The organism is Streptomyces sp. NPDC045778 (assembly GCF_056431945.1).
Genome location: NZ_JBWKJZ010000032.1, coordinates 83,894 through 107,652, shown reverse-complemented (window position 1 = coordinate 107,652; position 23,759 = coordinate 83,894). Strand labels below are relative to the sequence as shown.

General features: G+C 72.4%; 17 protein-coding genes and 1 pseudogene. 4 read left to right on the top strand and 14 right to left on the bottom strand.

The features are described 5' to 3' along the window. Nucleotides 1-250: 250 nt before the first annotated feature. Nucleotides 251-550 carry a WXG100 family type VII secretion target gene (locus AC07GB_RS31950; RefSeq protein WP_144320352.1) on the bottom strand — a complete coding sequence of 100 codons (300 nt, stop codon included), beginning with the start codon at nt 548-550 and terminating at the stop codon, nt 251-253. A gap of 364 nt (nt 551-914) precedes the next feature. On the opposite strand from AC07GB_RS31950, the gene AC07GB_RS31945 reads away from it, so the two are divergent. Next, nucleotides 915-5,522: an FtsK/SpoIIIE domain-containing protein gene (locus tag AC07GB_RS31945; RefSeq protein ID WP_478851555.1), complete on the top strand. Its 4,608-nt coding sequence runs from the start codon at nt 915-917 to the stop codon at nt 5,520-5,522. A gap of 200 nt (nt 5,523-5,722) precedes the next feature. On the opposite strand, the gene AC07GB_RS31940 is transcribed toward AC07GB_RS31945, so the two are convergent. The 5 genes and pseudogenes from AC07GB_RS31940 to AC07GB_RS31920 all read right to left on the bottom strand — a co-directional run bounded on the left by AC07GB_RS31940 (nt 5,723) and on the right by AC07GB_RS31920 (nt 12,005). Next, the gene (locus AC07GB_RS31940) at nt 5,723-6,070 is read right to left on the bottom strand and encodes a hypothetical protein (protein ID WP_478851553.1); all 348 of its coding nucleotides are present in this window, start codon (nt 6,068-6,070) and stop codon (nt 5,723-5,725) included. A 27-nt stretch (nt 6,071-6,097) separates the two neighbouring features. Then, nucleotides 6,098-7,006, bottom strand: a complete 909-nt coding sequence (locus AC07GB_RS31935) for a radical SAM/SPASM domain-containing protein (RefSeq protein ID WP_478851551.1) — start codon at nt 7,004-7,006, stop codon at nt 6,098-6,100. Between the two features lie 925 nt (nt 7,007-7,931). Continuing rightward, a complete protein-coding gene (locus tag AC07GB_RS31930; protein ID WP_478851549.1) occupies nt 7,932-9,110 on the bottom strand; it encodes a helix-turn-helix domain-containing protein in 1,179 nt (392 codons plus the stop codon). Between the two features lie 447 nt (nt 9,111-9,557). Further along, nucleotides 9,558-10,193: pseudogene (locus AC07GB_RS31925) on the bottom strand (recombinase family protein); the annotation flags it as partial. Nucleotides 10,194-10,319: 126 nt separating this feature from the next. Beyond that, on the bottom strand, nt 10,320-12,005 hold the full coding sequence (locus tag AC07GB_RS31920; protein ID WP_478851563.1) for a serine/threonine-protein kinase: 1,686 nt from the start codon (nt 12,003-12,005) through the stop codon (nt 10,320-10,322). A 145-nt stretch (nt 12,006-12,150) separates the two neighbouring features. Between AC07GB_RS31920 and AC07GB_RS31915 the strand changes: the two genes are divergently transcribed. Further along, entirely contained in the window at nt 12,151-13,176 is a 1,026-nt protein-coding gene (locus AC07GB_RS31915) for an alpha/beta hydrolase (protein ID WP_478851547.1), read from the top strand. Between the two features lie 18 nt (nt 13,177-13,194). Here AC07GB_RS31915 and AC07GB_RS31910 read toward each other — a convergent pair whose 3' ends face one another. Then, on the bottom strand, nt 13,195-14,073 hold the full coding sequence (locus AC07GB_RS31910) for a menaquinone biosynthetic enzyme MqnA/MqnD family protein (RefSeq protein ID WP_478851561.1): 879 nt from the start codon (nt 14,071-14,073) through the stop codon (nt 13,195-13,197). A 469-nt stretch (nt 14,074-14,542) separates the two neighbouring features. On the opposite strand from AC07GB_RS31910, the gene AC07GB_RS31905 reads away from it, so the two are divergent. Continuing rightward, on the top strand, nt 14,543-14,746 hold the full coding sequence (locus tag AC07GB_RS31905) for a cold-shock protein (protein WP_016645643.1): 204 nt from the start codon (nt 14,543-14,545) through the stop codon (nt 14,744-14,746). A gap of 719 nt (nt 14,747-15,465) precedes the next feature. Here the strand turns inward: AC07GB_RS31905 and AC07GB_RS31900 are convergent. From AC07GB_RS31900 to AC07GB_RS31875, 6 genes are read right to left on the bottom strand one after another with little or no spacing between them, the layout of a single operon-like run. Further along, complete coding sequence (locus AC07GB_RS31900) at nt 15,466-16,293, bottom strand: ABC transporter ATP-binding protein (RefSeq protein ID WP_478851545.1); 828 nt, start codon at nt 16,291-16,293, stop codon at nt 15,466-15,468. Further along, the gene (locus AC07GB_RS31895; protein ID WP_478851544.1) at nt 16,290-17,237 is read right to left on the bottom strand and encodes an ABC transporter ATP-binding protein; all 948 of its coding nucleotides are present in this window, start codon (nt 17,235-17,237) and stop codon (nt 16,290-16,292) included. Before AC07GB_RS31895 ends, AC07GB_RS31900 begins: the two co-directional genes overlap by 4 nt. Next, complete coding sequence (locus AC07GB_RS31890; RefSeq protein WP_478851542.1) at nt 17,237-18,085, bottom strand: ABC transporter permease; 849 nt, start codon at nt 18,083-18,085, stop codon at nt 17,237-17,239. The genes AC07GB_RS31895 and AC07GB_RS31890 overlap by 1 nt, the downstream gene beginning before the upstream one ends. Beyond that, the gene (locus AC07GB_RS31885; protein ID WP_478851540.1) at nt 18,082-19,041 is read right to left on the bottom strand and encodes an ABC transporter permease; all 960 of its coding nucleotides are present in this window, start codon (nt 19,039-19,041) and stop codon (nt 18,082-18,084) included. The genes AC07GB_RS31890 and AC07GB_RS31885 overlap by 4 nt, the downstream gene beginning before the upstream one ends. A gap of 6 nt (nt 19,042-19,047) precedes the next feature. Continuing rightward, nucleotides 19,048-20,730, bottom strand: coding sequence for an ABC transporter substrate-binding protein (locus tag AC07GB_RS31880; protein WP_478851538.1), 1,683 nt, complete (start codon nt 20,728-20,730; stop codon nt 19,048-19,050). After that, nucleotides 20,727-21,971 carry a C45 family autoproteolytic acyltransferase/hydolase gene (locus AC07GB_RS31875; protein ID WP_478851536.1) on the bottom strand — a complete coding sequence of 415 codons (1,245 nt, stop codon included), beginning with the start codon at nt 21,969-21,971 and terminating at the stop codon, nt 20,727-20,729. The genes AC07GB_RS31880 and AC07GB_RS31875 overlap by 4 nt, the downstream gene beginning before the upstream one ends. Nucleotides 21,972-22,062: 91 nt before the next feature. Between AC07GB_RS31875 and AC07GB_RS31870 the strand changes: the two genes are divergently transcribed. Then, the gene (locus AC07GB_RS31870; protein ID WP_478851534.1) at nt 22,063-23,079 is read left to right on the top strand and encodes a MurR/RpiR family transcriptional regulator; all 1,017 of its coding nucleotides are present in this window, start codon (nt 22,063-22,065) and stop codon (nt 23,077-23,079) included. A 15-nt stretch (nt 23,080-23,094) separates the two neighbouring features. On the opposite strand, the gene AC07GB_RS31865 is transcribed toward AC07GB_RS31870, so the two are convergent. Further along, nucleotides 23,095-23,754, bottom strand: a complete 660-nt coding sequence (locus tag AC07GB_RS31865; RefSeq protein ID WP_478851531.1) for a helix-turn-helix domain-containing protein — start codon at nt 23,752-23,754, stop codon at nt 23,095-23,097. Nucleotides 23,755-23,759 lie beyond the last annotated feature (5 nt).

The window sequence follows — 23,759 nt, the reverse complement described above, 5'->3', positions numbered from 1 at the left end:
GGACATCCGTCGAGGGTAGCCCTCGCGGTGCGCCCCGGGCCCGCCCCTTCCCGATCGGGGGGGGGGGGGGCCCCCCCCCCCCCCCCCCCTCCTCTCCCCCCCCCCCCCCCCCCCCCCCCCCCCCACCCCCCCACCCCCCCCCCCCCCCCCCCCCCCCCCCCCCCCCCCGCCCCTGGTGCGGCGTGGCCGGCGCGCCGCCGGGCCCTAGGGCCTGTCCGATGGGTCGGCGCGGCGACCCACCGGACAGGCCCTAGCCGCGTGCGGCCTTGCCCAGCTCGTCGTCGATCTGCTCGAACTTGTCCGCGGCGTTCGTCAGGTAGTCGCCCATGCCGTCCAGGCCGTCGAGCATGTCCTTGGCGCCGCGCACGAACTCGTCGAAGTTCTCGTCGAACGCCTTCGAGGAGCTCTTGGTGACATAGCCCGTCTCGACGAGGTTCGCGATGTACTTGCGGAGGCCGTCGAGCTTCTCCTTGAGCTTGTCCTTCTCCTTGACGACATGCTTGGCCGCATCCCGCATGTCCTGATATGTGACATCAAGGTCCTTGGCCATGAAGCCCACTCCCTATCCCACACGCCGCAGGGCCAACCCCCGTGGCTCCACTGATTGGTGCGAATCGCACCTGAAACGGCGCGAATCACGCTGTCGGCACCGCGGATCCGCCCGAACACGCCCGGTGCGATCGTCCGCTTGTGCGCCAGCAGCTTACGGGTGTGGTCATGGAGGGAATACCCCAGTTGAGTCACAGCTCTGCTATGAGCACGTGCCGGGGCGCGGGTGAGGCGACTGCCGGGCGTTGCCGGTGGAAAGCGTGCCCCGCCGGGCCGTTGCCGCCGACCGGGAGGGAGCGGTTATCGTCGCTCCCACTGGGGGCCGTGGTCCGGAAGCGGCCACGGGGGGCCATGGGAGGACGAGCGTGCGCCTGACACTGACCGTCGTCGATCCGGTCGGCGGCGGTTCCACCGACGTCGTGCTCGACGCCGATCCCGAGTCCTCCGTCAGGGACATCGCCGCCGAACTGGCCCGTGCGGCGGGCCGTGGCGGCGCGCGGGTCATTCCGCTCGGCCAGCACCAGCCCGGGCCCGAGGGCGCGCCCGCGGTCTACATCGACGGGTACGCCGTCGACCCGGACGCCACGGCCGTCGGCTCGCCCCTGCGCGAGGGCGCCGTCGTCAGCCTCCACGACCCCGCGGGCTGCGTGCCCGGCGAGCCGACCGGGCTCGTCGAACTGCGCGTGGTGGGCGGCCCCGGCGCGGGCGCCGTTCACCGGCTCGGCATCGGCCGGTACGACATCGGCGGCGGCCCAGCCGCGTACGTCCGGGTCGATGACCCCGAACTGGCCGCGCGCGCCCTGACGTTGTCGGTCGCGGCCGACGGCACCTGCCGCGTCACCGTGCACGGCAGCGACGAGGAGAAGGGCGAAGTCACCCTCGAAGGCGAGAAGTTCACCGATGCCGAGTCCGACGCCTGGCCCCTCGGCGCGCAGATATCCGCCGGGAACACCCTCTTCGAGCTGGTGCGGTACGCGCCGCCGAACGCGGCCCTCAAGTGGTCCGACGACGGCACGGGCCTCGACTACAACCGGCCGCCGCGCCTCCGCCCGCCCGAGCGGCAGACCACCTTCCGCCTGCCGTCACCGCCGCGGGACTTCGAGGCCCGGCCGCTGCCGTGGCTGATGGCGCTGTTCCCGCTGGTCGGCGCCGTGATCGCAGCGATGATCTTCAACCGCTGGTACTACCTCATCATCGCCGGGCTCAGCCCGATCATGCTCTTCGGCAACTACTTCCTGGACAAGAAGCACGGCCGCAAGTCTCACGCCAAGCAGGTCAAGGAGTACAAGGAGACCAAGGAGCGGATCGAGAAGGACGCGCAGGACGCCCTGGTCGCCGAGCGGCTCGACCGGCGCCACGCCGTCCCCGACCCGGCCACCGTCCTCACCCTCGGCACCGGCCCGCGCACCCGCCTGTGGGAGCGGCGCCGCACCGACGCCGACCACCTGCTGCTGCGCTTCGGCACCGGGCGACTGCCGTCCGACGTCGTCCTCGACGACCCGGAGCAGGACGAGCACAAGCGGCAGGTCACCTGGACGATCGAGGACGCGCCGGTGGCCCTCGGCCTGAAGCAGCTCGGCGTCATCGGCCTGGCCGGGCCCGGCGACTCGGCGGCGGCGCTCGGCCGCTGGGCGGTCGCGCAGACCGCCGCGCTGCACAGCCCGATGGACGTCCAGTTCTACGTCCTGACGGAGAACTCCGCCTGGGAGACCTGGGACTGGCTGCGCTGGCTGCCGCACGCACGCCCCACCAGCGGCCAGGACGTCAACGTGCTGATCGGCACGGACGCCGAGACCGTCGCGGCCCGTATCGGCGAGCTGACGCAGGTCCTGGACGCGCGCGAGAAGGTCAAGCAGGAGACCCGGGGTCAGACCGGCGGGTTCAGCGACCCGGACGTCGTGGTCGTCTGGGACGGCTCGCGGCGCCTCCGCTCGCTGCCCGGCGTGGTCCGGCTCCTGCGCGACGGCCCGGCCGTGGGCATCTACGCGCTGTGCCTCGACACCGAGCAGCGGTTCCTGCCCGGCGAGTGCCAGGCCTTCGTGGTGGCCGAGCCCAAGGCACGGGAGCCGGCCGAACCGGGCGCCGGGGCCGCGCCCGCGGCGGGCGGCATCCCCCCGCGGCCCGCCACCGCGCCCGCGGGCGGCGGCTTCCCCTCCTTCCCCTCCTTCCCCTCCTTCCATGCCTGGCACACCACGGACGCCGGAGCCGACCGGGCGGGCGCCCCCGAGGAACTGCGCCTGCGCGTCGAGCAGACCGGCGCCCGGCGCCTGCTCGACGTACGCCCCGACTTCGTGTCGCCCGCGTGGTGCCTGCGGCTCGCGCGTGCCATGGCGCCGCTGCGGGACATCAGCGGTGAGACCGAGGACTCGGCGCTGCCCGGCGCGAGCCGCCTGCTCGACGTGCTCCAGCTGGAGCCGCCGACCCGCGAGGCGATCACCGCGCGCTGGCAGTCGGGCGGACAGTCCACGACGGCCGTCATCGGCGAGTCGTACGACGGTCCGTTCGGCATCGACCTGCGCAAGGACGGGCCGCACGGCCTGATCGCGGGCACCACGGGGTCCGGCAAGTCGGAACTCCTCCAGACCATCGTGGCCGCGCTCGCCGTCGCCAACACGCCGGAGAACATGACGTTCGTCCTCGTCGACTACAAGGGCGGCTCCGCGTTCAAGGACTGCGTGAAGCTGCCGCACACCGTCGGCATGGTCACCGACCTCGACGCGCACCTCGTCGAGCGCGCCCTGGAGTCCCTGGGCGCCGAGCTGAAGCGGCGCGAGCACATCCTCGCCGACGCCGACGCCAAGGACATCGAGGACTACCAGGACCTGGTGCGCCGCGACCCCACGCGCGCGCCGGTGCCCCGGCTCCTCATCGTCATCGACGAGTTCGCCTCCATGGTCCGTGACCTGCCCGACTTCGTCACCGGCCTGGTCAACATCGCCCAGCGGGGCCGCTCCCTCGGCATCCACCTGCTCCTCGCCACGCAGCGGCCGAGCGGTGTCGTGTCGCCCGAGATCCGCGCCAACACCAACCTGCGCATCGCGCTGCGCGTCACCGACGGCGGCGAGTCATCGGACGTCATCGACGCGCCCGACGCCGGGCACATCTCCAAGAACACGCCCGGCCGCGCCTACGTCCGCCTCGGCCACGCGTCCCTGGTGCCCTTCCAGTCCGGCCGCGTCGGCGGCCGCCGCCCCGGCGCCGCCGACCCGCGGGCGCTCGCGCCCTGGGCGGACGAGCTGAGCTGGCCCGGCCTCGGGCGCGCCGCCGCCACCCGGCCCAAGGCGCAGGCCCGCGAGGAGGAGGAGATCACCGACCTGAAGGTCCTCGTCGACGCGGTCCGCGAGGCCACCACCGCCCTCGCCATCCCCGCCCAGCACAGCCCCTGGCTGCCCGCGCTCGACGAGACCCTGCTGCTCGACGCCATCACGGCGCCGCCCGCCCCCGCCGGGGCGCTGCCTGCCGCTCCGTACGGCGTCGAGGACCTGCCCGCCGACCAGGCGCGCCGCCCCGTCACGGTGGACTTCGCGACCTTCGGGCACCTGATGATCGGCGGCGCCCCGCGCAGCGGCCGCTCCCAGGTGCTGCGCACGATCGCGGGCTCCCTGGCGCGCACCCACTCGTGCGCCGACGTCCACCTGTACGGCATCGACTGCGGCAACGGCGCGCTCAACGCGCTCACCCGGCTCCCGCACTGCGGCGCCGTCGTCAGCCGCAACCAGACCGAGCGCGTGGTCCGCCTCGTCAACCGGCTCAAGGGCGAACTCACCCGCCGCCAGGACCTCCTCGCCGAGAAGGGGTACGCCGACATCGGCGAGCAGCGGTCCGGGGCCGCGCCCGACGAGCGCCTGCCCCACCTCGTGGTCCTCCTCGACCGCTGGGAAGGCTGGCTGCCCACGCTCGGCGAGATCGACCACGGCAGCCTGACCGACGAGGTCACCACGCTCCTGCGCGAGGGCGCGAGCGTGGGCATCCACCTGGTCCTCACCGGCGACCGCCAGCTCCTCGTCGGCCGCGTCTCGTCCCTCACCGAGGACAAGTACGGCCTGCGCCTCGCCGACCGCTCCGACTTCTCCATGCTCGGCATCCCCGCCCGCAAGGTGCCCGAGGAGATCCCCCCGGGCCGCGCCTTCCGCAACGAGAGCGGTACGGAGACGCAGTTCGCCCTGCTCTCCGCCGACGCCACCGGGCAGGGCCAGGCCGCGGCGCTCGCCGCCATCGGCGAGGCCGCCACGGTCCGCGACGCCGGTGTGCCGCGCCGCCTGCGCCCGTTCCGCGTCGACACGCTGCCCGGCCGGATCTCCTTCGCCGAGGCCTGGGAGCTGCGCGACCCGGACGCCGCGCGCTCGAAGCTGTGGGCCCTGGTCGGCGTCGGCGGCGACGAACTCATGGGCCACGGACCCGACCTGGCCGAGGGCGTGCCCGCCTTCGTCATCGCGGGCCCCGCCAAGTCCGGCCGCTCCACCGTCCTGATGAACGTGGCCCGCTCCTGCCTCGCGCAGGGCGTACGCCTCGTCGTCGCGGCGCCCCGGCAGTCCCCGCTGCGCGGGCTCGACGGCACCGAGGGCGTCCTGAAGGTCTTCACCGGCGACGACATCGACGAGGACGACCTCGAAGAGGCCATCGAGTCGGCGACCCCCGAGTCCCCGATCGCCGTCCTCGTCGACGACGGCGAGATCCTGGAGGACTGCGACGCCGCGAGCCAGTTCAAGCGGATCATCCAGCGGGGTGCCGACGAGGGCCTCGCCCTCGTGCTCGCCGGGGACGAGGAGGACGTGTGCAGCGGGTTCTCCGGGTGGCAGGTCGACGCGAAGAAGGGGCGGCGGGGCATCCTGCTCTCCCCGCAGGACTCGTCCAGCGGGGACCTCATCGGCGTCCGGATCTCCCGCAGTATGGTCGGCGGCCCGGTGACCCCGGGGAAGGGTCTGCTCCACCTGGGCTCGGGGGAATCGGCGACGGTGACGACTCCCCTGTAGCAGGGGACAATTTCAGCCCGTCCGGCGTTTGAGGACGAGGCGCGGAGCACCGATTGACGGGGGTCCAAGGGGGCGGAGCCCCCTTGTTCGGGAAGGCCCGATGCTCGCTAGTAGGAGTTCTGAGGATATCGGCTGGTCAGAGCATGCAAAGCCCTCCCCGTGCGCCTCTCAGGTGAGCGCACGGGCAGGGGTCGTGCCGGTCACTGCTGAATGTGTTCGGAGCTGTCCAAGGCGCGAAGCTGAGCGAGCCGCTGCTGATACAGGGGTCCGGCCACATGCGCGGCTCGTGCCTCGCTCGGCGCTGACTGCTCAATGAGGTGATGGGCCACGGCTTTCAGGTGTGCTGCCCACGCCAGCACGTGTTGCTGAGCGGTCCGCCCGCACTCCTGCGGCTCGCCAGGGAGGCACAGCGGGAGATCAGGGCCGACCTTGTTCGCGGCGTGCCGGACGTACCTGGCGATTGCGGCCCACTCCTCCTCGCTCCGCTGCACGGCAGCGTGGGAGGTCGCCACTCCCCACCTGCCGAAGTCGTCTCCGTGGTCGTCCATCCGTGCACTCCTGCGGTTCTCGGAGGGTCAAACGGGTGCGCCGATCGTAGCCGTCGCCGTCGTGGCGTCTGCCTCTCTTGGGTCGCAGTGCCCCACAGAGGGGACGCACGGGCCGCAGGGCCCGCACATGGGGAGGAACTGAGGCGGTGTGCACGACTGGGCGCCCTCCCCGTGCACGGCCGTGATCTCGGCCTTCACCGTGGCCGTCTGCGCTCCTCCCCAGACATCGGCCAGCGGCGTTTGCAGCACGTTGCCCAGGAGCAGGAACCGACCCAGCACGCACGGCCACACGTCCCCCGTCGGACCGATGGCGCACTTCTCGTGGGCGCAGTGCCCGCATAGGTCAGCGATCGTCGGCATGGCTCCTTTGCCGGCCCGTCCGAACGCCCGCGTACGGTCCCCGCCGACCGTTTCCACCCCCAGCGCCGCCAGGTCCCGCGCCGCCTCGTGGACGCGTTGGCCTTGGTTCACGGCGACGACTCCGCCCCGCAGCGGGATACCGAGGCTGAGTGCCTTGGCCACGTTCGCGCGGGTCCGCTTGTGCGAGCCTCGGAGCCGGGTCACCTGATCGTGCTCGCTGGCCGTGTCCGAGTAGTACGACGTGGCGAGCTTGACTCCGCACGCCTTGAACGTCTCCCACAGGTGGCCCCGGACCTGGGTCAAGTTGGAGAACACTTCGACGGAAAGACCTGCTCCGTGGGCGCGCGTGATCAGCTCTCCCAGGTGCGGGTACAAGGTCGGCTCGCCGCCGATGAACTGGACGTCCTTCACACCCATGGCGGCCAACTGGTCGATGGTGCGCGTCCAGTGTCGAGCGGTCATCGTGCCGTGTGTCCCCTTGGGGGACGAGTCGGCGTAGCAGTGATCGCAGAACTCATTACAGAGTCCCGTGACCTCTAACCACGCGAATTTCAGATGGTTTTGGGCAGCGCTCATCGGAACACTCCTTGCTGCTGGGGTGAGGATTGCGCGACCCGCCCGGCCGACTCCGCTTCACGGGAATGAGGGCGTGCGGCCGGACGGGCTCTTGCCCTCCCGGGACAGAGCGGGGTCTAGGCAGCCGTCCAGAGAGGGAGCCTTGGGGGCGCCTGGTGCTGGATCAGGAGGTTCGCAGGCGTCCTGCCGCGCGGCAGTGTCGACAGGGGAAACGGCAGGATGGGAGTTCGCGGGCGCGGTCCTGCGGGACGTGGACGACGCCGGAGCGTTGGTCTAGAGCGCCGTCATACTTGGTCCACCAGCCGGGCGGAGAGTCTGCGTACGGGCTGCTGGCGTCGTCTGCGAGGTCGGTCAACTCCGGAACCGGTACGGGGCGCCCAGCGTGCCAGTGGGGACGCCGTGCCGCCGTCATCGCTGCGCCGCCCTCAAGACCAGGACACGCAGTTCGTCAAGGTCGCTGGCGGGGCCGAACGTGTCCGTCTCCCAAAGTTCCCCATCCCGCAGCGAAGCCAGCGTGACCGTGTCCGTCGCACCGTCCCACGCGAGCACTTCCCCGACCCTGCCGCGTGCGTCCTTGACCAGGTCGCCCGGCGCTGGAACCCAAGGAGCCGTCACGGCAGCGACCCAACCGGGCGCGTCCAGATACGCGCCTTCCATGTCTCGTCATCGGTCGGCTTGCGCAGTCGGCCAGGCGGTGCAGCCCATTCGATCCCGCCGCCCGGAGGGACTAGGTACACGTGCCCCGCACTCAGTCTGCGAACTTCTCCGATGCGGCCCTCTGCCGTGTCCACCGCGTACGTTCCCGTGGTGGGGGCCCATTCGTCAGCCATGGCTTCTCGCCGTCCCCTCGCGTCGTGTGTGTCACGACCATCGGACGGCAATGAGCTTCAAACAATTGGGAGTTTGGGAGTCGCCTGAGCAGAAGTCACATATCCGCAGGTAGGCGTACCACGTCGGCCAGGTCCCGCATCTCAGGGGTCAACCGCCTACGCCGACGTACCACTTTGCCGAGGATGTCCCGCGCGAACCGCTGGTTCGGCAGCCACTCAGGGGAGTTGTTCCTGATCTCGACCAGCTTCTCTACGGCACGCCCGTAGTTCCGTAGCTCCACTTCGGCATTCGCCACGTCGAGCAGGTGACGGTTCCAGTTGTTCGACGTGGGGCGGCGACCACCTACGGGTACGAGGGCGGAAAGCCTCAACACCTCATCCGGGCGCTGCGTGACCGAAGCGTTCTCCGCCCGCTTCATCGCTACGGTGGTCGGCCCGAAGGCGCGCAGAAAGTCTCCACCCGGCGCGTGCTCCTGCCCCAGGGCCACAGCGGCGGCATGAGCCAAACGGAGCGCATCGACAGCGTCGCCAGGCCGCGCGTCCCGAACGCTGGCAGCGGAGAGCCGCAGTAGTGCCCAGCCCCATGCACTCAACTCATCCGGCGTCGCTCTGGACATGCGGGGCTCAAGGTCGTCAGCCCATCGGACAGCCAGCTCACGAGCTGCTGACAGCCGTCCCTGACGGAGGAGCAGCCAACACTGCGTGGTGACCGTGGCGGCTCCTTCCAACCTGTCGGCGGAGCCGTCCAACGCGCGCGCGAGGGCCACCTCTGCGGCCTCGAACTGGCGGGTCTGGACCATGAGCCACCCGGCGAGCTGCAAGAGCCGTACGCGTACTCTTCGCCCCTCGGCGCCGAGTAGTTCAGCCTCACGAAGCAACGGCGGGAGCACCGTGGACAGCTCCGCGAACTGGTCCCCTGAGAACAGGGGCGTCATGTCCTGCACGAGGGACCGAACGCCCGCCACAGTCGGCGGCGCGTCATCCGGGCCCAGTACCGGCGGCGGGCCAAGGAGAGTGGCCCGTACGCCCGCCCAGCGATCCACCGTGTCAGCGTCCGGGTCACCGGCCTCTGTCTGGTCGCCCCGTAGGTAACTGGTGGTCGTACGCAAGGGGACGGCTAGCTTTCGGAGCGTCTCCAGGCGAGGCGTGCCGCCCCTGCCTTGCTCTAGGTTCTCGACAGTCCGGAATGACACCCGGGCCTCTTCGGCCAGCTCGCGCTGCGTGAGGTCTGCACGCTTGCGGAGTTCCCTCAAACGATCCCCGACAGTGCTCATGGTTCGCAGCGTACGCCGGAGGTGTTACGGCAGGCAGGGGGTAACTTGCGTCCGGCGGGTGGCCTCGGAAACACGAAAGGCCCCCGCCCTCGCCGCCCCGAAGGGTGACGAGCACGGGGGCTCTGTGAAGCCTCAGCCGTTCAGGACGTTTGTGAGGCGTGCGGCTGCCTTGCCCCCGAACAGGGCGAGTCCGCAGTAGAAGTCGATGCGGGTGCGGTAGACGGGCTTGTCGTGGGACTCGCCGAGGTCGGTGACCTGGATGCCGCCGTTGGTCAGTCCGGAGACAGCGGCATCGGCTTCGGAGGAACCGAAGCGCACGGCGTAGATGTCGCCGGTCTGCTTGCCGCCCGTGCCGGTGGTCAGCGGCAGGACGTCGGTGCCGTCGAGCTTCTGCCCGGCGTCCAGGAGCTGGATGCCGTTCCAAGCAACCGTGATCTTCACCGCGTCCGCGTCCGGGTCCGGGACCAGGGTCCAGCCGATGCCGTCGTGCTCGGCGGGCATCGCAGCGGGCAGGTAGCCGTACGCGGGCTTGCCGCCGCCCCGCCACCGCAACGGCATCTTCCGCATGGCCGCTTGCGCCCCGGTGACGCGGTCCTTGATGCTCTGCGACTCGACCTGAGCGGCAAAGGCCAGCATGAGCATCATGAGCTGACCCATGGGGTCCATGGGGTTGCGGAAGTCGAACACGAGCCGACCCCCGCCGATGCCCTCGGCGAACGCGATGAGCTTGCGGTGCTTGCGGGCCCACTTGGCAAGCTCGTGCATGTCGCCCATGTCCCGGATGGCGCGGTCGAAGCGCCAGAACACCAGGGCGTCAAAGTCCTCCGGACGCGTCAGCCATCCACCGAGCTGCGGACGGTCGAAGGGGCCGGCCTGAGACGCGGACACGTCCAGGTCGACCGCTTCCCGCAGGGCGGCGCCCTCGCCGAAGGTGATGCCGAGGGCTGCCGCCGCCGCGTCGTCGGCCTCGCGCTGCCGCTCCGGGCTCGTCGTCTCATCCGTACGGACGGACAGCCGGACGCAGCGGACGCCCCACAGGGTCTCCGTGCCGGTCTGCCTCGTACTTTCGTTCCAGTCCCCCATGCCTCCCGGGAGGAGCGGAGGTTGCTGTACGTCCCTGACCTGCGTAGATGCCGCCATGACCCGACCACTCCAGAAGTGTCACTCTGGAGCATCGGGAAGGGGAGGGCCTGGGGCGCCCCGTGAGGGTCAGCCCCGGACGCGCCGCAGCCGGGCCTCCGGGTCACCGGCCTTGGGATCCTCGGAGGTGTACTGCAACTCCGTCCCCACCGGCCGCAGCGACACCGTGTGGGCGGCCTGTGAGCAGCCCCCGCCGTTGGACTTCGCCCCGACCCCCTTCACCACCAGCTCCTTCTCCGTGGCCGACTTGAGGGTGAGCAGGTCGACGCACGTGCCGCCGATGAGGTCCGTCTGCGTCACCGTGCCGACCCGCTGCCCCGGCTTCGCCGCCTGGCGGATCGTCACGTCGAAGGTGCCGAGCGCGACGAGGCCGTTCTGCGCGGAGGCCTTGCCGCGCCACTTGCCCAGGTACCGCTTGGGGACGAGGCCATCGGGCCGGGGGCCGCCGCTCTCCGAGGTGTCGCCGGACGCGGCGGGCGGGCGCCCGGTGTCACTTGAGCCATCCGTGCCGGACCCGGGCAGCACGTCGAACAGGAACGCCGAGGCCACCATCACCGCCGCGAGCGCCCCCGCCACGGCGAGCGCGACCGTGCAGCTCACCTTCCGCCCCCGGCCGTCCGGCGTCCCGGGCGCGCTCGTCGCCGCGACGGAGAGGGAGACCTTGCCGGGGGCCGACGTGGCAGAGGGGGCCGACGTGGCAGAGGGGGCCGGCGGGGTCGGTGAGGCGTCGGCGGGGCCGCCCTGCGAGGGCGCCGCCGCGCCCGCCGCCCCGTACGACGTGTCCGGCGGTCCGAACACCCCTACGGCCGGACCCGCGAACGCCACCGGCCCCGAGGCCGCCGCGCCACCGCCGTCCTCACGCGCCTCCAGGTCGAGCAGCCGCACCGCTCTGCGGCTCACGCGCTCCACGAGCGGCCCGGGCAGCCAGCCCGCCGCCACCAGCGGGGCCGCTCCGGCGGGGGCGAGGCGGCGGGCGACCAGGGCGGGGGCGGGCCGCGCCGCCGCGTCCTTCGCCAGGCAGTCGGCGGCGAGGTCGCGCAGGTCACCGTCCAGCGTGCCCAGTTCGGGCTCCTCGTGGACGACCTTGTAGAGCAGCGCGGCGGACGTGTCGCCGGTGAAGGGAGGCGCCCCCGTCGCCGCGTACACGAGTGACGCGCCGAGGGAGAAGACGTCCGCCGCACCCGTGACGGCCTTGCCGAGGATCTGCTCGGGCGCCATGTAGCCGGGCGAGCCGATGGACACGCCGGTGGACGTGAGCGAGGCCGTGCCGTCCGTCGCGCGGGCGATGCCGAAGTCGATCAGACGCGGGCCGTCCAACGTCAGCAGGACGTTCGACGGCTTCACGTCGCGGTGCACCAGGCCGAGGCCGTGGACGTGCGCGAGCGCCTCCGCGAGGCCCGCGCCGAGGACGCGCACCGAGTGCTCGGGCAGCGGGCCCGCGTCCCGTACGGCCTCCGTGAGGGAGGGGCCCGCCGCGTACCCGGTCGCCACCCAGGGCTGGGCGGCCTCGGGATCGGCGTCCAGGACGGGGGCCGTCCACTCGCCGCCGACCCGCCGGGCCGCGTCGACCTCGCGGCGGAAGCGGGCGCGGAACTCCTCGTCGAGGGCGAAGTGCGGGTGCACGACCTTCACCGCGACCGTACGACCGCCCGTACTGCGGCCCACGTAGACGCGGCCCATGCCGCCGGAGCCGAGCCGGCCGAGGAGTCGGTAGGGCCCGACGGCCGTGGGCTCGTCCGGTTCGAGCGGGTGCATCGCGAAGGCCTCCCCCTGGTGCGCCGTACGCATACCACTGCCTCGGATCAGCCTACGGCCCCGGGAACCCGGGCCCCGGTTTCCCCCTCTACCCAGAAGGAATTGACCGTATTGCCACCCTTGTCCCCCGGTCCGTCGAGGTCACATGAACGTCCGTCGCACCACCGTCCCCCTGGCCGCCGCCGCGCTCGTCACCGTCGCGGCGCTGCTCACCGGCTGCTCGTCCGACCGGAGCGAGCCCATGAGCTTCGACGGCCCGAGCGCGTCCGCCCCGGCCCACGCCAAGGCCCCCGGGGGTCCCGGGGCCAAGGACACGGGGACCCGGCTCCCCACCGGCCCGCGCGCCTCCTTCACCACCGAGAGCACCCTCGACGACGGCACCAAGATCGGCGTCACCACCTTGCGCGGCAAGAAGTCGGGGTTCACCGGAAAGGTCTGGGTCTGGGCGCCGAAACAGTACTTCGACCCGAAGTACTCCCGTAGTGGCTTTCCCGTACTCATCGCGCTGCCCGGCGGCCCCGGCTACCCCAATAACTATTGGATGGGTACGGACCTGAAGCTGGAGAGTTCGATCGCCAAGTGGTCGAAGGAGGGAAAGAGCCTGCCGTTCATCGTGGTGATGCCCGTGCTCAATCCCGACGACAAGTTCTATTACGACGGCAGTGACATACCGGGGCAGCCGAAAATGGGCACCTGGATGACCGAGGACGTACCGGATTTCGTCAAGGCGAATTTCCGCACCTTCACGTCCCGGGACGGGTGGGGCTTCATGGGGTCCTCGTCGGGCGGCTTCGTGGGCCTGAAGTCCGTCCTGAAGCACCCGGACAAGTTCAGGGCCGTCATCGCCTCGGGCCCTGACACCGTGCCCGACTCGCCGCTGTGGCGCGGGCACGAGGCGCAGCGGCTCGCCAACGACCCGGGGCGCCTCGCCGAGAAGCTCATCCGGCGCGGGGGCCCCGAGGTCGACATCGCCTTCCAGGTCGGCACGGCCGAATCCGGCCAGCCGAACCTGCGGGCCTTCATGAAGAAGTACGGCAAGGGGCCGGTCAAGACCCGGCTCAACGTCATCCCCGGCGGCACTCACAGCGCCCGCTCGTACGTCCCCGCCATGGAGAACGGGCCGATCCAGTGGATCAGCAAGAAGATGAAGGGCCCGGTCCCCAGCGGCTGAGGTCCGGGCCCGGCACGGCTACGGCCGCAGCAGCTCGACCTTCACGTCCCCGGGGAAGCCCGTCGTCGGCCCCACCCGGCGCGCGAACTCCTCGACGCCCTCCAGCTGCGGGCCGCCGAAGCGGAAGTCCAGCGTCGTGAAGTACCGCTCCAGGACACCCGCGTCGAAGGACTCCCAGCGCGAGGCCTGCTCGGCGACCTTCGTGACCTCCTCCAGGGACAGGTCCCGGGAGGCCAGGAACGCCTTGTGCACCTCGCGGACCACCTCGGGCTCGCGCGCGAGGTAGTCGCGACGGGCCGCCCACACCGCGAAGACGAACGGCAGGCCCGTCCAGTCCTTCCACATCTGCCCGAGGTCGTGCACCTCCAGGCCGAGCTTGGGCGCGTCGATCAGGTTCGCGCGCAGCGCCGCGTCCCCGATCAGGACGGCCGCCTCGGCCTCCCGCATCATCAGGCCCAGGTCGGGGGGGCAGGTGTAGTACTCGGGCCGCACCCCGTGGCGCTCGGCGAGCAGCAGCTGCGCCAGGCGCACGGAGGTGCGCGAGGTGGAGCCGAGCGCCACGCGCGCCCCGTCCAGACGGTCGAGCGGCACCTGGGAGACGATCACGCACGACATGACCGGGCCGTCGCAGCCCACGGCCAGGTCGGGGAAGGCCACCAGGTCGCCGGCGTTGCGCAGGAACTCGACCAGGGTGACCGGCGCCACGTCGAGGTCACCGCGCACGAGCTGCTCACTGAGCTTCTCCGGGGTGTCCTTGGTCAGCTCGAAGTCGAGGAGGGTGCCGGTCCGCGCGAGGCCCCAGTACAGGGGCATGCAGTTCAGGAACTGGATGTGGCCGACGCGCGGCCGTGCGGTGCGGCGGGAACTGGGGACGGGGTGTTCCCCGCCCGAGCGCAGCCGGGAGCTTGGGGAAGGGTCGGCTTCGACCGCCCCGCCCGAGGGGTCAGCGGGAGAATTGTCCACATCCGTGAGGCTAGCCCCCACCCGGCGCGGCACGACCGCCGGGTCCCGCCACGCCCCCGGCGGGGCCTCCGCACGGGCCGGGTCCCACCTCCGCCAGGGCTCCCGCCGCGAGCCGCGCCACGGCTCCCCCTCGGGCCGCGCCTCGCGTCCGCCGCGAGGCCTCATGGGGCCCCAGTCAACCCGGCGCGCGGGCCCGTCAAACCTATGAGTGACGTGATCTTGATCCCTATTGCTTCCGGGTGCCTGCGTGCTAAGCTCGCCGCAAGTTGCAGTTTGGTTTCCCTTGCAGTACAGAGCCTGCGGAGCATGTGACCCGCAGGCTCTCGTCGTTTTCAGACTTTTGCAGTTGTTTCAACAATCGCAGGTTCTGGAGCAGGGCAACCCTTTGGCCCAAGGAGGGCTTATGGCTACCGGAACCGTGAAGTGGTTCAACGCCGAAAAGGGCTTTGGATTCATCGCCCAGGAAGGCGGCGGCCCCGACGTCTTCGTTCACTACTCCGCGATCAACGCCAGCGGTTTCCGTTCCCTCGAGGAGAACCAGGCCGTGACCTTCGACGTCACGCAGGGCCCGAAGGGCCCGCAGGCGGAGAACGTCACCCCTGCCTAGTCAGGGACGGCTTGATCCTCCCGTAAGGGTGGCTTGATCCAACGGAAGCAGTACCCAAGGGGCCCCGCGCCCTCGCTTCGGCGAGGCATCGGGGCCCCTGCCTTCTTCTGGCGTGGGCGCCTTGAACCGGATGCTCCCTCGGGCGGGGTGGGCCTCTCTTGGCGCGGGTCGATCGGCCTGCGGCCTCGTCCTCAAACGCCGGACAGGCTGAATCTTCCCTGCGGCGCCGTCGTCACCCATCGCGCTCCGCGCTCGTCCTCAAACGCCGGACAGGCTGGAGAGTGCCGGTGCGCGCCGGATCTCGGCTGCGGGCCTCGCCCGTCCCCAGCTGACGCACTCGCCCTCAAACGCCGGACAGGCTGGAGAGTGCCGGTGCGCGCCGGATCTCGGCTGCGGGCCTCGCCCGTCCCCAGCTGACGCACTCGCCCTCGAACACCGGACAGGCTGGAGAATGCCGGAGCGCGCCGGATCTCGGCTGCGGGCCTCGCCCGTCCCCAGCTGACGCACTCGCCCTCGAACACCGGACGGGCTGGAAGGTGCCGGTGCGTGTCGGGTCTTGGGTGTGGGCTTGGCGGTCCGCAGATGAGATGTCGACTGCGCCGGGGACTCTCAGCCCGTCCGGCGTTTGAGGACGAGGCGCGGAGCGCCGATGAAGGCGGGGGTACGGGGGCGGCAGCCCCCGGAGCGGGAAGGGGTGGGCCAGGGGCGCCCCGCGAGGGTCAGCCCGCGGCCAAGGCCTCGCGGGTGCGGGACACCGCCGCCGGGTCCCAGTTCTCGCCGGGCACGCTGGCCAGGAGGAGCCGGGTGTAGGCGTGCTCCGGGGCCGCGAGGACCCGGCCCGTCGGCCCCTGCTCCACCACCACGCCCCGGCGCATCACGAGGACCTCGTCCGTCACGTGCCGCACCACCGCCAGGTCATGGCTGACGAAGACCAGGGCCACCCCCGTGCTCTCCCGGATCTCCTCCAGAAGCTGGAGTATCTGCGCCTGGATCGACACGTCGAGCGCGGCGACGGCCTCGTCGAGGACCAGGACCCGGGGATCCACCGCCAGGGCCCGGGCTATCGCCAGGCGCTGGCGCTGACCACCGGAGAGATCGCGGGGGCGCGCGGCCGCCTCGCGCGCGCCGAGCCCGACGCGGTCCAGGAGGTCACGGGCCGCCGCGCCGCCCTGCTCGTCCTTGCCGTGCAGGCGCAGCGCCGTACGGAGGCACTGCGTGGCGGTGAGCCTCGGGTCCAAGGAGACGTACGGGTCCTGGAAGACCATCTGGATCTCCCTCGCCCTGGCGAGACGGGCCCGGGAGGTGCGCGGGGTGCGCGGCTCGCGGCGGCGGCCCGCCACCGTGATCTCCCCCCGGTCCGGTGGGACGAGTCCCACCAGCATGCGGGCCACGGTCGTCTTGCCGGAGCCCGATTCGCCGACGATGCCGAGGGCGCCGCCCTCGGGGACCGTGAAGCTCACGTCGTCCGCGGCCCGGTGGCCGCCGCCCCCGGGCAGGGCGTACGTCTTGCTCAGGCCGGTGGCCCGGAGCAGTGCGGTCGTCGTCACGGCTTCACCTCGATCTCAAGAGTGCGGCCGGCGGCGAGGCAGGCGGACGCGCCCCCGTCCGGCAGGGGCACCGGCGCCGGGGACCACGTCCCGCACTCCGGCAGCGCCTCACCGCAGCGCTCCACGAACGCGCACCCCTCGAACACGTCCGAAAGGGACGGCGGCCTGCCCGGGATCGGCCGGAGCGGGGCGTCGAGGGCGTCCAGGGTCGGGGAACAGGCCAGCAGGCCGCGGGTGTACGGATGGGCAGGGGTGGTGAACAGGGACTTCGCCGTGCGCTCCTCCACCACCCGGCCCGCGTACATCACGTACACGCGGTCGCTGTACGCAGCCGCCAGATGCAGGTCGTGGGTGATGAACAGCAGGCCGAGGCCGTGCTCGGCGCGCAGGCGGCGCAGCAGGGCGAGGATGTCGGCCTGGGTGGTGACGTCCAGGGCGCTGGTGGCCTCGTCGGCCAGGAGCAGACGGGGGCGCGCGGCGAGGGCGCCCGCGATGACGACGCGCTGGAGCATGCCGCCGGACAGCTCGTGCGGGCGCTGGCGCACGCGGCGCTCGGGCTCCGGCAGGCCGACGGAGGCGAGGAGCGCGACGGCCTCGGCGCGGGTGGCGCCCCGCTCGGTGAGGAAGTCACCGACACGCCGCACCGGGTTGAGGGCCGCGCGCGGGTCCTGGTGGACCAGGGCGACCGACCCGGCGCGGTGGGCGCGAAGCCGCTCGCCGGTCAGGGCGAGGACCTCGGTGCCGTCGAACCGTACGGAACCGGAGATTCCCGCGCCGTCCGGCAGCAGGCCGAGCGCCGTGCGCGCGGTCGTCGACTTGCCCGAGCCCGACTCGCCGACCAGGGCCACCACCTCGCCCTCGGCGACCCGCAGGGACACGGAGTCGAGGAGCGGGCGGGCGGCGCCCGGCACGGTCACGGTCACGTCGTCGATGTCGAGCAGCATCACTGCCTCCCCAGGCGGTCGGCGGCCCAGACGCCGACGACGTTGAAACAGACGACGACCAGGGCGATCGCGGTGCCGGGCACCAGGGCGGGGAGCATCGCGCCCTGGACGATCGCCGCCTGCCCCTCCTGCACCATCAGGCCCCAGTCGGAGGACGGCGGCTGGGCGCCGAAGCCCAGGTACGAGAGCGTCGCCAGGGACATCAGGGCCTCGCCGAAGAGGACCACGAGATAGCCGAGGACGGACCGGCCCAGGTTCGGTATCAGATGGCGGACGCAGATGCGGGCGCCGCCCATGCCCTGCACGCGGTACGCGTCGACGTACGGCTTGCGGGCCTCGGACAAGGCCAGGGAGCGGGTGTACTTGGCGACGGTGGGCGTGAAGGCCAGGCCGAGGGCGAGGACGGACGTCGTCGTGCCGGTGCCGGACACGGCGATGATCAGGACGGTGAACAGCAGGCCCGGGAAGGCGTACATCACGTCCGTGACGCGGGAGACGAGCGTGTCCACCCAGCCCCCGCGCCAGGCCGCGAGGACCCCGAGCGTGACGCCGAGCACCCCGGCCACGGCGAGCAGCAGGAGCGGCGCGACGAGGCTGGTCCGCGCGCCGTACAGGGCGCGGGAGAGCAGGTCCTGGCCGGAGGAGTCGGTGCCCAGGAGGTGCTCGCGGCCGGTGCCCACCAGGGAGGAGGACAGGTCGATCGCGTCCGGGGCGTAGGGCGCGAGGAGGGGCGCGAAGACGGCCGCGAGGACGACGAGGCCGAGGAGCGCGCCCGCGGCCAGGACGCCGAAGGGGCGCCGTCCCCGGGCCGCCTTCACGGCACTCGTCCCAGTCAGGGTCAGGGTCATGGGCGCACCTCCTTCACGTGCGGGTCGAGCAGCGGGTGGACGGCGTCCACGGCCGTGGTGACGACGATGTAGCCGGTGACCATCAGGAGCAGGACGGCCTGCGCCACGGGGAAGTCGTGGGTGTTGACGGCACCGACGAGCAGGGATCCGATGCCGCTCAGGCCGAAGGCGGTCTCGACGACGACGGTGCCGGCGAGCATGCCCGCCATGACCAGGCCGCACATGGTGACGATGGGCCCCAGCGCGTTGCGCAGGACGTGGCGGCGGACTATCTCCCGCTCGGGCACGCCGGACGCGCGGGCCGCCGCCACGTGGTCGGAGGCCGCCGCGTCCGCCATCGCCTGCCGGGTCACGCGGCTGACCAGGGCGAGCGCGCCGAGCGCCAGCGAGAGGGCGGGCAGCGTGAGGTGGTGGACGGTGCCGAGGAAGCCGGAGCCGCTGCCGGTCACCGGGAACCAGCCGAGCCGCACCCCGAAGAACGACACCAGGGCGATCGCCGCGACGAACGACGGCACCGACGCGGCGAGCGTCGTGATCCCCACGACCGCCGAGTCCACCCAGGTGGACCGCTTCACGGCGGCGAGGACCCCGGCGCCCACACCGAGGACGACGAACAGGACCGTGGCGTACAGGACCAGTTGGAGCGTCGTCGGGAAGCGGGCCGCGACCAGGTCGGACACCTGGTCGCTGTACTTGAAGGACCGGCCGAGGTCGAAGTGCAGGCAGTCCCACAGCCAGCGGCCGTACTGCGCGGCCAGCGGCTCGTCCAGGTGGTACTCGGAGCGCACCTGGGCCAGGCGCTCGGGGGTCAGCTTGTCGCGGCCGCCCGCGAGGAAGACGGCGGGGTCGCCGGGCGCGGCGTACACGGCGGCGAAGATGACGAACGACGCGGCGAGGAGCGTGGCGAACACGCCCGCGAGACGCCGTACGAGACGGACGACGATGCCCTTTCCCATGGCGGCCTAGCCTTTCCGCGCGCCCAGGCGGGCGGCCCACGGGTAGTAGAGGTAGGACTGGGAGGCGGGTGGCCCGGTCAGCCGATCGCTGAGGACGAGTGCCGTCGGCACCTGCGCGACGGGGATCCACACGGCGGCGTCGACGAACCGCCGCTGGACTTCGGTGGTGAGCCGGGCCCGCTCGGAGTCGTCGAGCGTGGCGAGGGCCTCGCGGACCAGGCGGTCGTACGTCGCGTCCTTGAAGCCGACCCAGTTGTTGGACGAGTCGGACAGGCCGTTGTCGTAGAAGCCCATGGGGTCGGCCTTGGAGATGTACCAGTCGCCGACGAGGACGTCGATGCCGTCGCGGGCCTGGGGGTCGCTGTAGAACTCCTCGAACTGCGCGGGCGGCACGGTCTTGATCTGCGCCTTGACCCCGATGCGCTGGAGCGCGGCACGGGTGGCGTTGGCGACGACGATGCGGCCCTGGCTGCTGTCGGTGCCGATGACGACCGGGTCACCGGGGGCGCCGGCCTCCTTGACCAGCTTCTTGGCCTCGGCGATGCCGGCCGCGGTCGGGGTCGCGGGGGCGGCGGCGCCGAGCTTCTTCTGGGCGGCGGCGAACCGGGGACGCTCATACCCCCAGGCCCCGGCTCCGACGGGGGCGGCCCAGGGCTGCACCAGGCCGCCGTAACCGGAGTCGGCGATGCCCTTGCGGTCCAGGGAGAGGGACAGGGCGCGGCGGATCGCGGGGTCCTGGAGGCCGCCGCGCGCGGTGGGGATGAGCACGAGCGAGGCGGTGGAGGGGCCGTAGTACTGCCGGAGGTTCTTCGCGCGGCGCAGCGCCGCCGCCGTGTTCGGCGACTCGGCGTACGTGCCGTCGGCCGCGCCGGTCCTCAGCGCGTTGACCAAGGCGCTGTCGGAGGCCCAGCGGAAGACGACGCTTCGGGTGAGGGGTTTCGGGCCCCAGTAGTCCTCGTACGCCTCGATGGTGAGGGAGTCGCCGGACTTCCACTCCTTGAGGCGGTACGGGCCCGAGCAGGCGTCTTCCTGGCCGGGGGTGCCGAACTCCTTGCCCGCCGCGGTGACCCCTCGGGGGTTCCACACGATGCCCGCGTCTCCGGCGAGGGCCTTGGTGAACAGGGCGTCGGGCTCCTTGAAGCGGATCGTCAGCTCGCGGGGGCCTGTCCTGCGCATCGAGGCCACGTTGCCGAACTCGTCCGACTGCTCCATGTCTTGCGCGGCATGCCGCTTGAGGCTCCACAGGACGTCGGCGGCGGTGAGCTTCGAGCCGTCGTGGAAGGTGACGCCGTCGCGGACGGTCAGGACGAGCGTGCGGTCGTCCGGCGTGCGGGCCTTCTCGGCGAGGAAGGGCTTGACGCTCATGTCGGGCTGGAGCTGATACAGCCGCTCGCAGACGTTGGTGAGGACGACGCGGCCCGCGCTGCCGCCCTGGCGGTCCAGGTCGAGGGAGTCCGGCTCGTCCTCCAGGAGCCAGTCGGCCCGGTCCAGGCGGCCCTGGGCGGGCGGCGTGGTGGCGCGCAGGGTCAGCTTCGCGGCGTCGGCGGGGGCGCCGCCGAGGGCGCTGGTGTCGGCTCCCGCGCAGCCCGCCGCGAGCAGGGCCGTGGCGACGAGCCCGGCGGCGGCGCGCGCCCCGCGCCGTGGCGCGGCTCCGCCCCGGCGCGTCGGCTTCCTCGGTCGGTTCGTCATCTGGGGTCTCCGCCCGGGCCGTCGTACAAGTTCCACGGAAGGTGTTGGTAGTCGCGGTCGCAGGGGGTGCCCGCCGTGACGCGGTAGTCGCCGGTGGTCAGGTCCACGCAGGAGGAGACGAGCGTGGCCCAGCGCCGCAGCTCGGGGCGGCGCGGGTCCGGGTGGGTGCACAGGGACTCGGGGTGGCCCAGGTGGTCGGACATGGCCTGCTTGATGATCTTGAGCGATTCGTCGGGCCCGGTGGCGCCGCGCAGGGCGGCCAGGCCCTCCTCCGCGCGCGGGACGCGGACCAGGGAGTCCGGGGACAGGGGGCGGTAGCCGGGGGCCAGGGCGGCGGGCACTCCTGCCTGGTAGTGGTTGCCGTGCACGAGCAGGCCGTCCTTCGGATACATCCAGCCGTGCCCCGCGGGTGTGGTCTCCAGGTCGATGGCGAAGCCCTCTCGGCAGGTCAGGAGCGCGTTCGACGCGATGTGGGCGCGGGTGCGGCAGAGCACGTCCACGGCGTCGGTGACGGCGTGCTGGTCGAGCACGCTGCGGCGCACGACCGTCTGCGGCAGGCCCACGGCGTCGCTGAAGCGTCCGCCCAGGCCGTTCGCATTGAGGGCGATGCCCGCCGAATTGGCTCCCTGGCGGCCTATCTGGCCCGCCTCGACCTGCATGATCAGGGTGGGCCTCGGCGGCTGCACGACGCGCAGCATCACCACGGTGTCGGCCACTCCGGCGCGCCAGTCCCAGTTCTGTCCGGCGTACACATGGCCGTCGCCGCTGGCGGGGCCGTAGGCCGCGAAGGAGGTGCAGCCGTCGGAGGCCTCGGAGGCGGCTTCGGCCTCGGAAGCGGCTTCGGCCTTGGCTTCGGCTTCGGCTTCGAGGGGCGTGCCCTCCGTCCGCCCGGGGGCCGCCATCCGCTTGAAGGATCTGTCGTAGATCACCTCACCGCGCGCGTTCAACGCGAGGACGTCGAGCAGGTCCACCCCCGCGCCGTCCGCGATGCCCGCCATCTCCTCCTCCAGACGCGGCGCGAACTCCCGCACGGGCCGGAGCCAGCGGGCGGCGCGGGCGGTCACCTGGTCCCAGGTGAGGCCCGCCGACTGGCCGAACGCTTCCGCGTAGTACCCGAGCGCCGCGTGCAGCTGGGGGCGGACGGCCTCGCCGTACTGCCGGCCGCGCTCGGTCGGCGTGCCGGAGATCTCGACCACGGGGAGGACCCGGGCGGATCGGTCGGAGGTGGTGCGCGGCGCCATTCTTCTCCTGTAACGTCGGTTACGAAAAGCTCGATGCTTGGAACGTGCCATCCAGCATGTAACGTCCATCACACGGGAGTCAAGACCTGTAATGAAGATTTCAGAGCCGTCGGAGGGCGGAGCTGTGGACGGACCCGAGGGGCCGGGCGACGCGGGCGGCAGGGGCAGCCCGGACGGCAAGGGCAGCGCGGACGGCAAGGGCGGTCCGGACGACGCGGGCGGTCCGGACGACGCGGGCGGCGCCGCGCGGCTGCGCTCCGCCGTGCTCGGGCAGTGGGAGACCCTCTCCGCGTCCGAGCGCGCCGTCGCCCAGTACCTGGCGAGCGTGCCCGCCGAGTCCCTGCTCTTCGCCTCCGCGCAGGAGCTGGGTTCGGCCAGCGGGACCAGCAACGCCACGGTCGTCCGCGCCCTCCAGCGCCTGGGGTACGCGGGCCTGCCCGCGCTCAAGCGCGACCTGGCCACGGACTTCACGGCGGCGGTCGCGCCCGAGGTGCGGCTCGCCAAGCGCATCGCGCACGTCGGCCGCGACCTCGGCGGCATCTGGGACGAGGTCTTCGACGAGGCGCAGGAGCGCATCGAGCACGCCCGCCGCCTCACCCCCGACGACGCGCTGCGGACGGCCGTCGGCGTCCTCGCCGACGCGGGCGAGATCCACGCGTACGGCGTCGCCGCGTCCGAGCTGGCCGCGCGGCACCTGGCCCTGACCCTCGGCCGCGTCGGGCGGCGCGCGCGGTACGTGGGCGCGACCGGCTTCGCCCTCGCCGACCACCTGCTCGCGCTGCGCCAGGGCGACGCCGTGGTGATCTTCCAGCCGGGGCGGGACCTGGCGGAGCTGTCCGTGTTCATCGAGCGGGCACGGGCGGTCGGGGCGCGGGTCCTCCTGGTGACGGACGAGCTGGCCGAGCGGTACGGGGGGCGCGTGGACGCCGTGCTCACCGCGCCCCACACACCCACGGGGATCACGACCGAGGCACTGACCGCCCTGGTCGTGGCGGACGTGCTGCTGCTCGCGCTGACCACGCTCGACGAGGCCCGGGCCGTGGACACGTCACATCAACTGACGGCCCTGCGCGAGCAGTTGCTGGCACCGCGACCGCGGAAGGGCTAGCGCCACCCCGGCCGCCTACACGTGCTGCATCACCAGCACGAACGTCGTCCCCGGCGCCAACGCCTCGTACGCGTGCGGCACATCGCCCCGGTACGCCATGTAGTCCCCGGGAAACAGCTCCACCGGCTCCTCGCGGGGCCCCGCGAGAAGGTGGCCGGTGGAGACGATCAGGTGCTCCACGGTGCCCGGGTTGTGCGGGTCGGACTCGCGCGCCGGGCCGGGCTCCATGGCGCCGTGGTAGATGTCGCGACGGAGGCCTGACGGGCCCCTGGAGAGCAGCGTGCCCGCGTACGAGGAGCGTTCCGCGTGCATGGTCGGGCCCTCGCCCGCGCGGATCACGGTGACGGCGGGGGCGGGCGACTCCATGAGCGCGCTGAACGGCACGCCGAGCGCCACGGCGAGCGCCCAGACGGTCTCGATGCCCGGGTTGCCCGTCGCCGCCTCCAGCTGGGACAGCGTGGACTTGGCGATGCCGGCGCGCTTGGCCAGTTCGGAGAGGGAGAGCCCGGCGCGCGCCCGCTCCCGGCGGAGCGCCTCGGCGACCCATTCGCGCGGGGCACGGGGGGCGCGGGCGCCCTCGGGAGCGCCGGGCCCCTGCGGGGTGCGCGGGGCGCGAGAGAGGGCCGCGCCACCCTCGGGGTTTTCGGTGGCTTCGGTGGTGCGATCCGTTCTCACACTTA

Excerpts from the sequence above, each read along its gene's own strand:
- AC07GB_RS31895 (WP_478851544.1), bottom strand. The coding sequence starts at position 17,237 with ATGCTGCTCGACATCGACGACGTGACCGTGACCGTGCCGGGCGCCGCC.
- AC07GB_RS31930 (WP_478851549.1), bottom strand. The coding sequence starts at position 9,110 with ATGAGCACTGTCGGGGATCGTTTGAGGGAACTCCGCAAGCGTGCAGAC.
- AC07GB_RS31870 (WP_478851534.1), top strand. The coding sequence starts at position 22,063 with ATGAAGATTTCAGAGCCGTCGGAGGGCGGAGCTGTGGACGGACCCGAG.
- AC07GB_RS31890 (WP_478851542.1), bottom strand. The coding sequence starts at position 18,085 with ATGACCCTGACCCTGACTGGGACGAGTGCCGTGAAGGCGGCCCGGGGA.
- AC07GB_RS31915 (WP_478851547.1), top strand. The coding sequence starts at position 12,151 with ATGAACGTCCGTCGCACCACCGTCCCCCTGGCCGCCGCCGCGCTCGTC.
- AC07GB_RS31875 (WP_478851536.1), bottom strand. The coding sequence starts at position 21,971 with ATGGCGCCGCGCACCACCTCCGACCGATCCGCCCGGGTCCTCCCCGTG.
- AC07GB_RS31905 (WP_016645643.1), top strand. The coding sequence starts at position 14,543 with ATGGCTACCGGAACCGTGAAGTGGTTCAACGCCGAAAAGGGCTTTGGA.
- AC07GB_RS31940 (WP_478851553.1), bottom strand. The coding sequence starts at position 6,070 with ATGGACGACCACGGAGACGACTTCGGCAGGTGGGGAGTGGCGACCTCC.
- AC07GB_RS31935 (WP_478851551.1), bottom strand. The coding sequence starts at position 7,006 with ATGAGCGCTGCCCAAAACCATCTGAAATTCGCGTGGTTAGAGGTCACG.
- AC07GB_RS31885 (WP_478851540.1), bottom strand. The coding sequence starts at position 19,041 with ATGGGAAAGGGCATCGTCGTCCGTCTCGTACGGCGTCTCGCGGGCGTG.
- AC07GB_RS31950 (WP_144320352.1), bottom strand. The coding sequence starts at position 550 with ATGGCCAAGGACCTTGATGTCACATATCAGGACATGCGGGATGCGGCC.
- AC07GB_RS31920 (WP_478851563.1), bottom strand. The coding sequence starts at position 12,005 with ATGCACCCGCTCGAACCGGACGAGCCCACGGCCGTCGGGCCCTACCGA.
- AC07GB_RS31880 (WP_478851538.1), bottom strand. The coding sequence starts at position 20,730 with ATGACGAACCGACCGAGGAAGCCGACGCGCCGGGGCGGAGCCGCGCCA.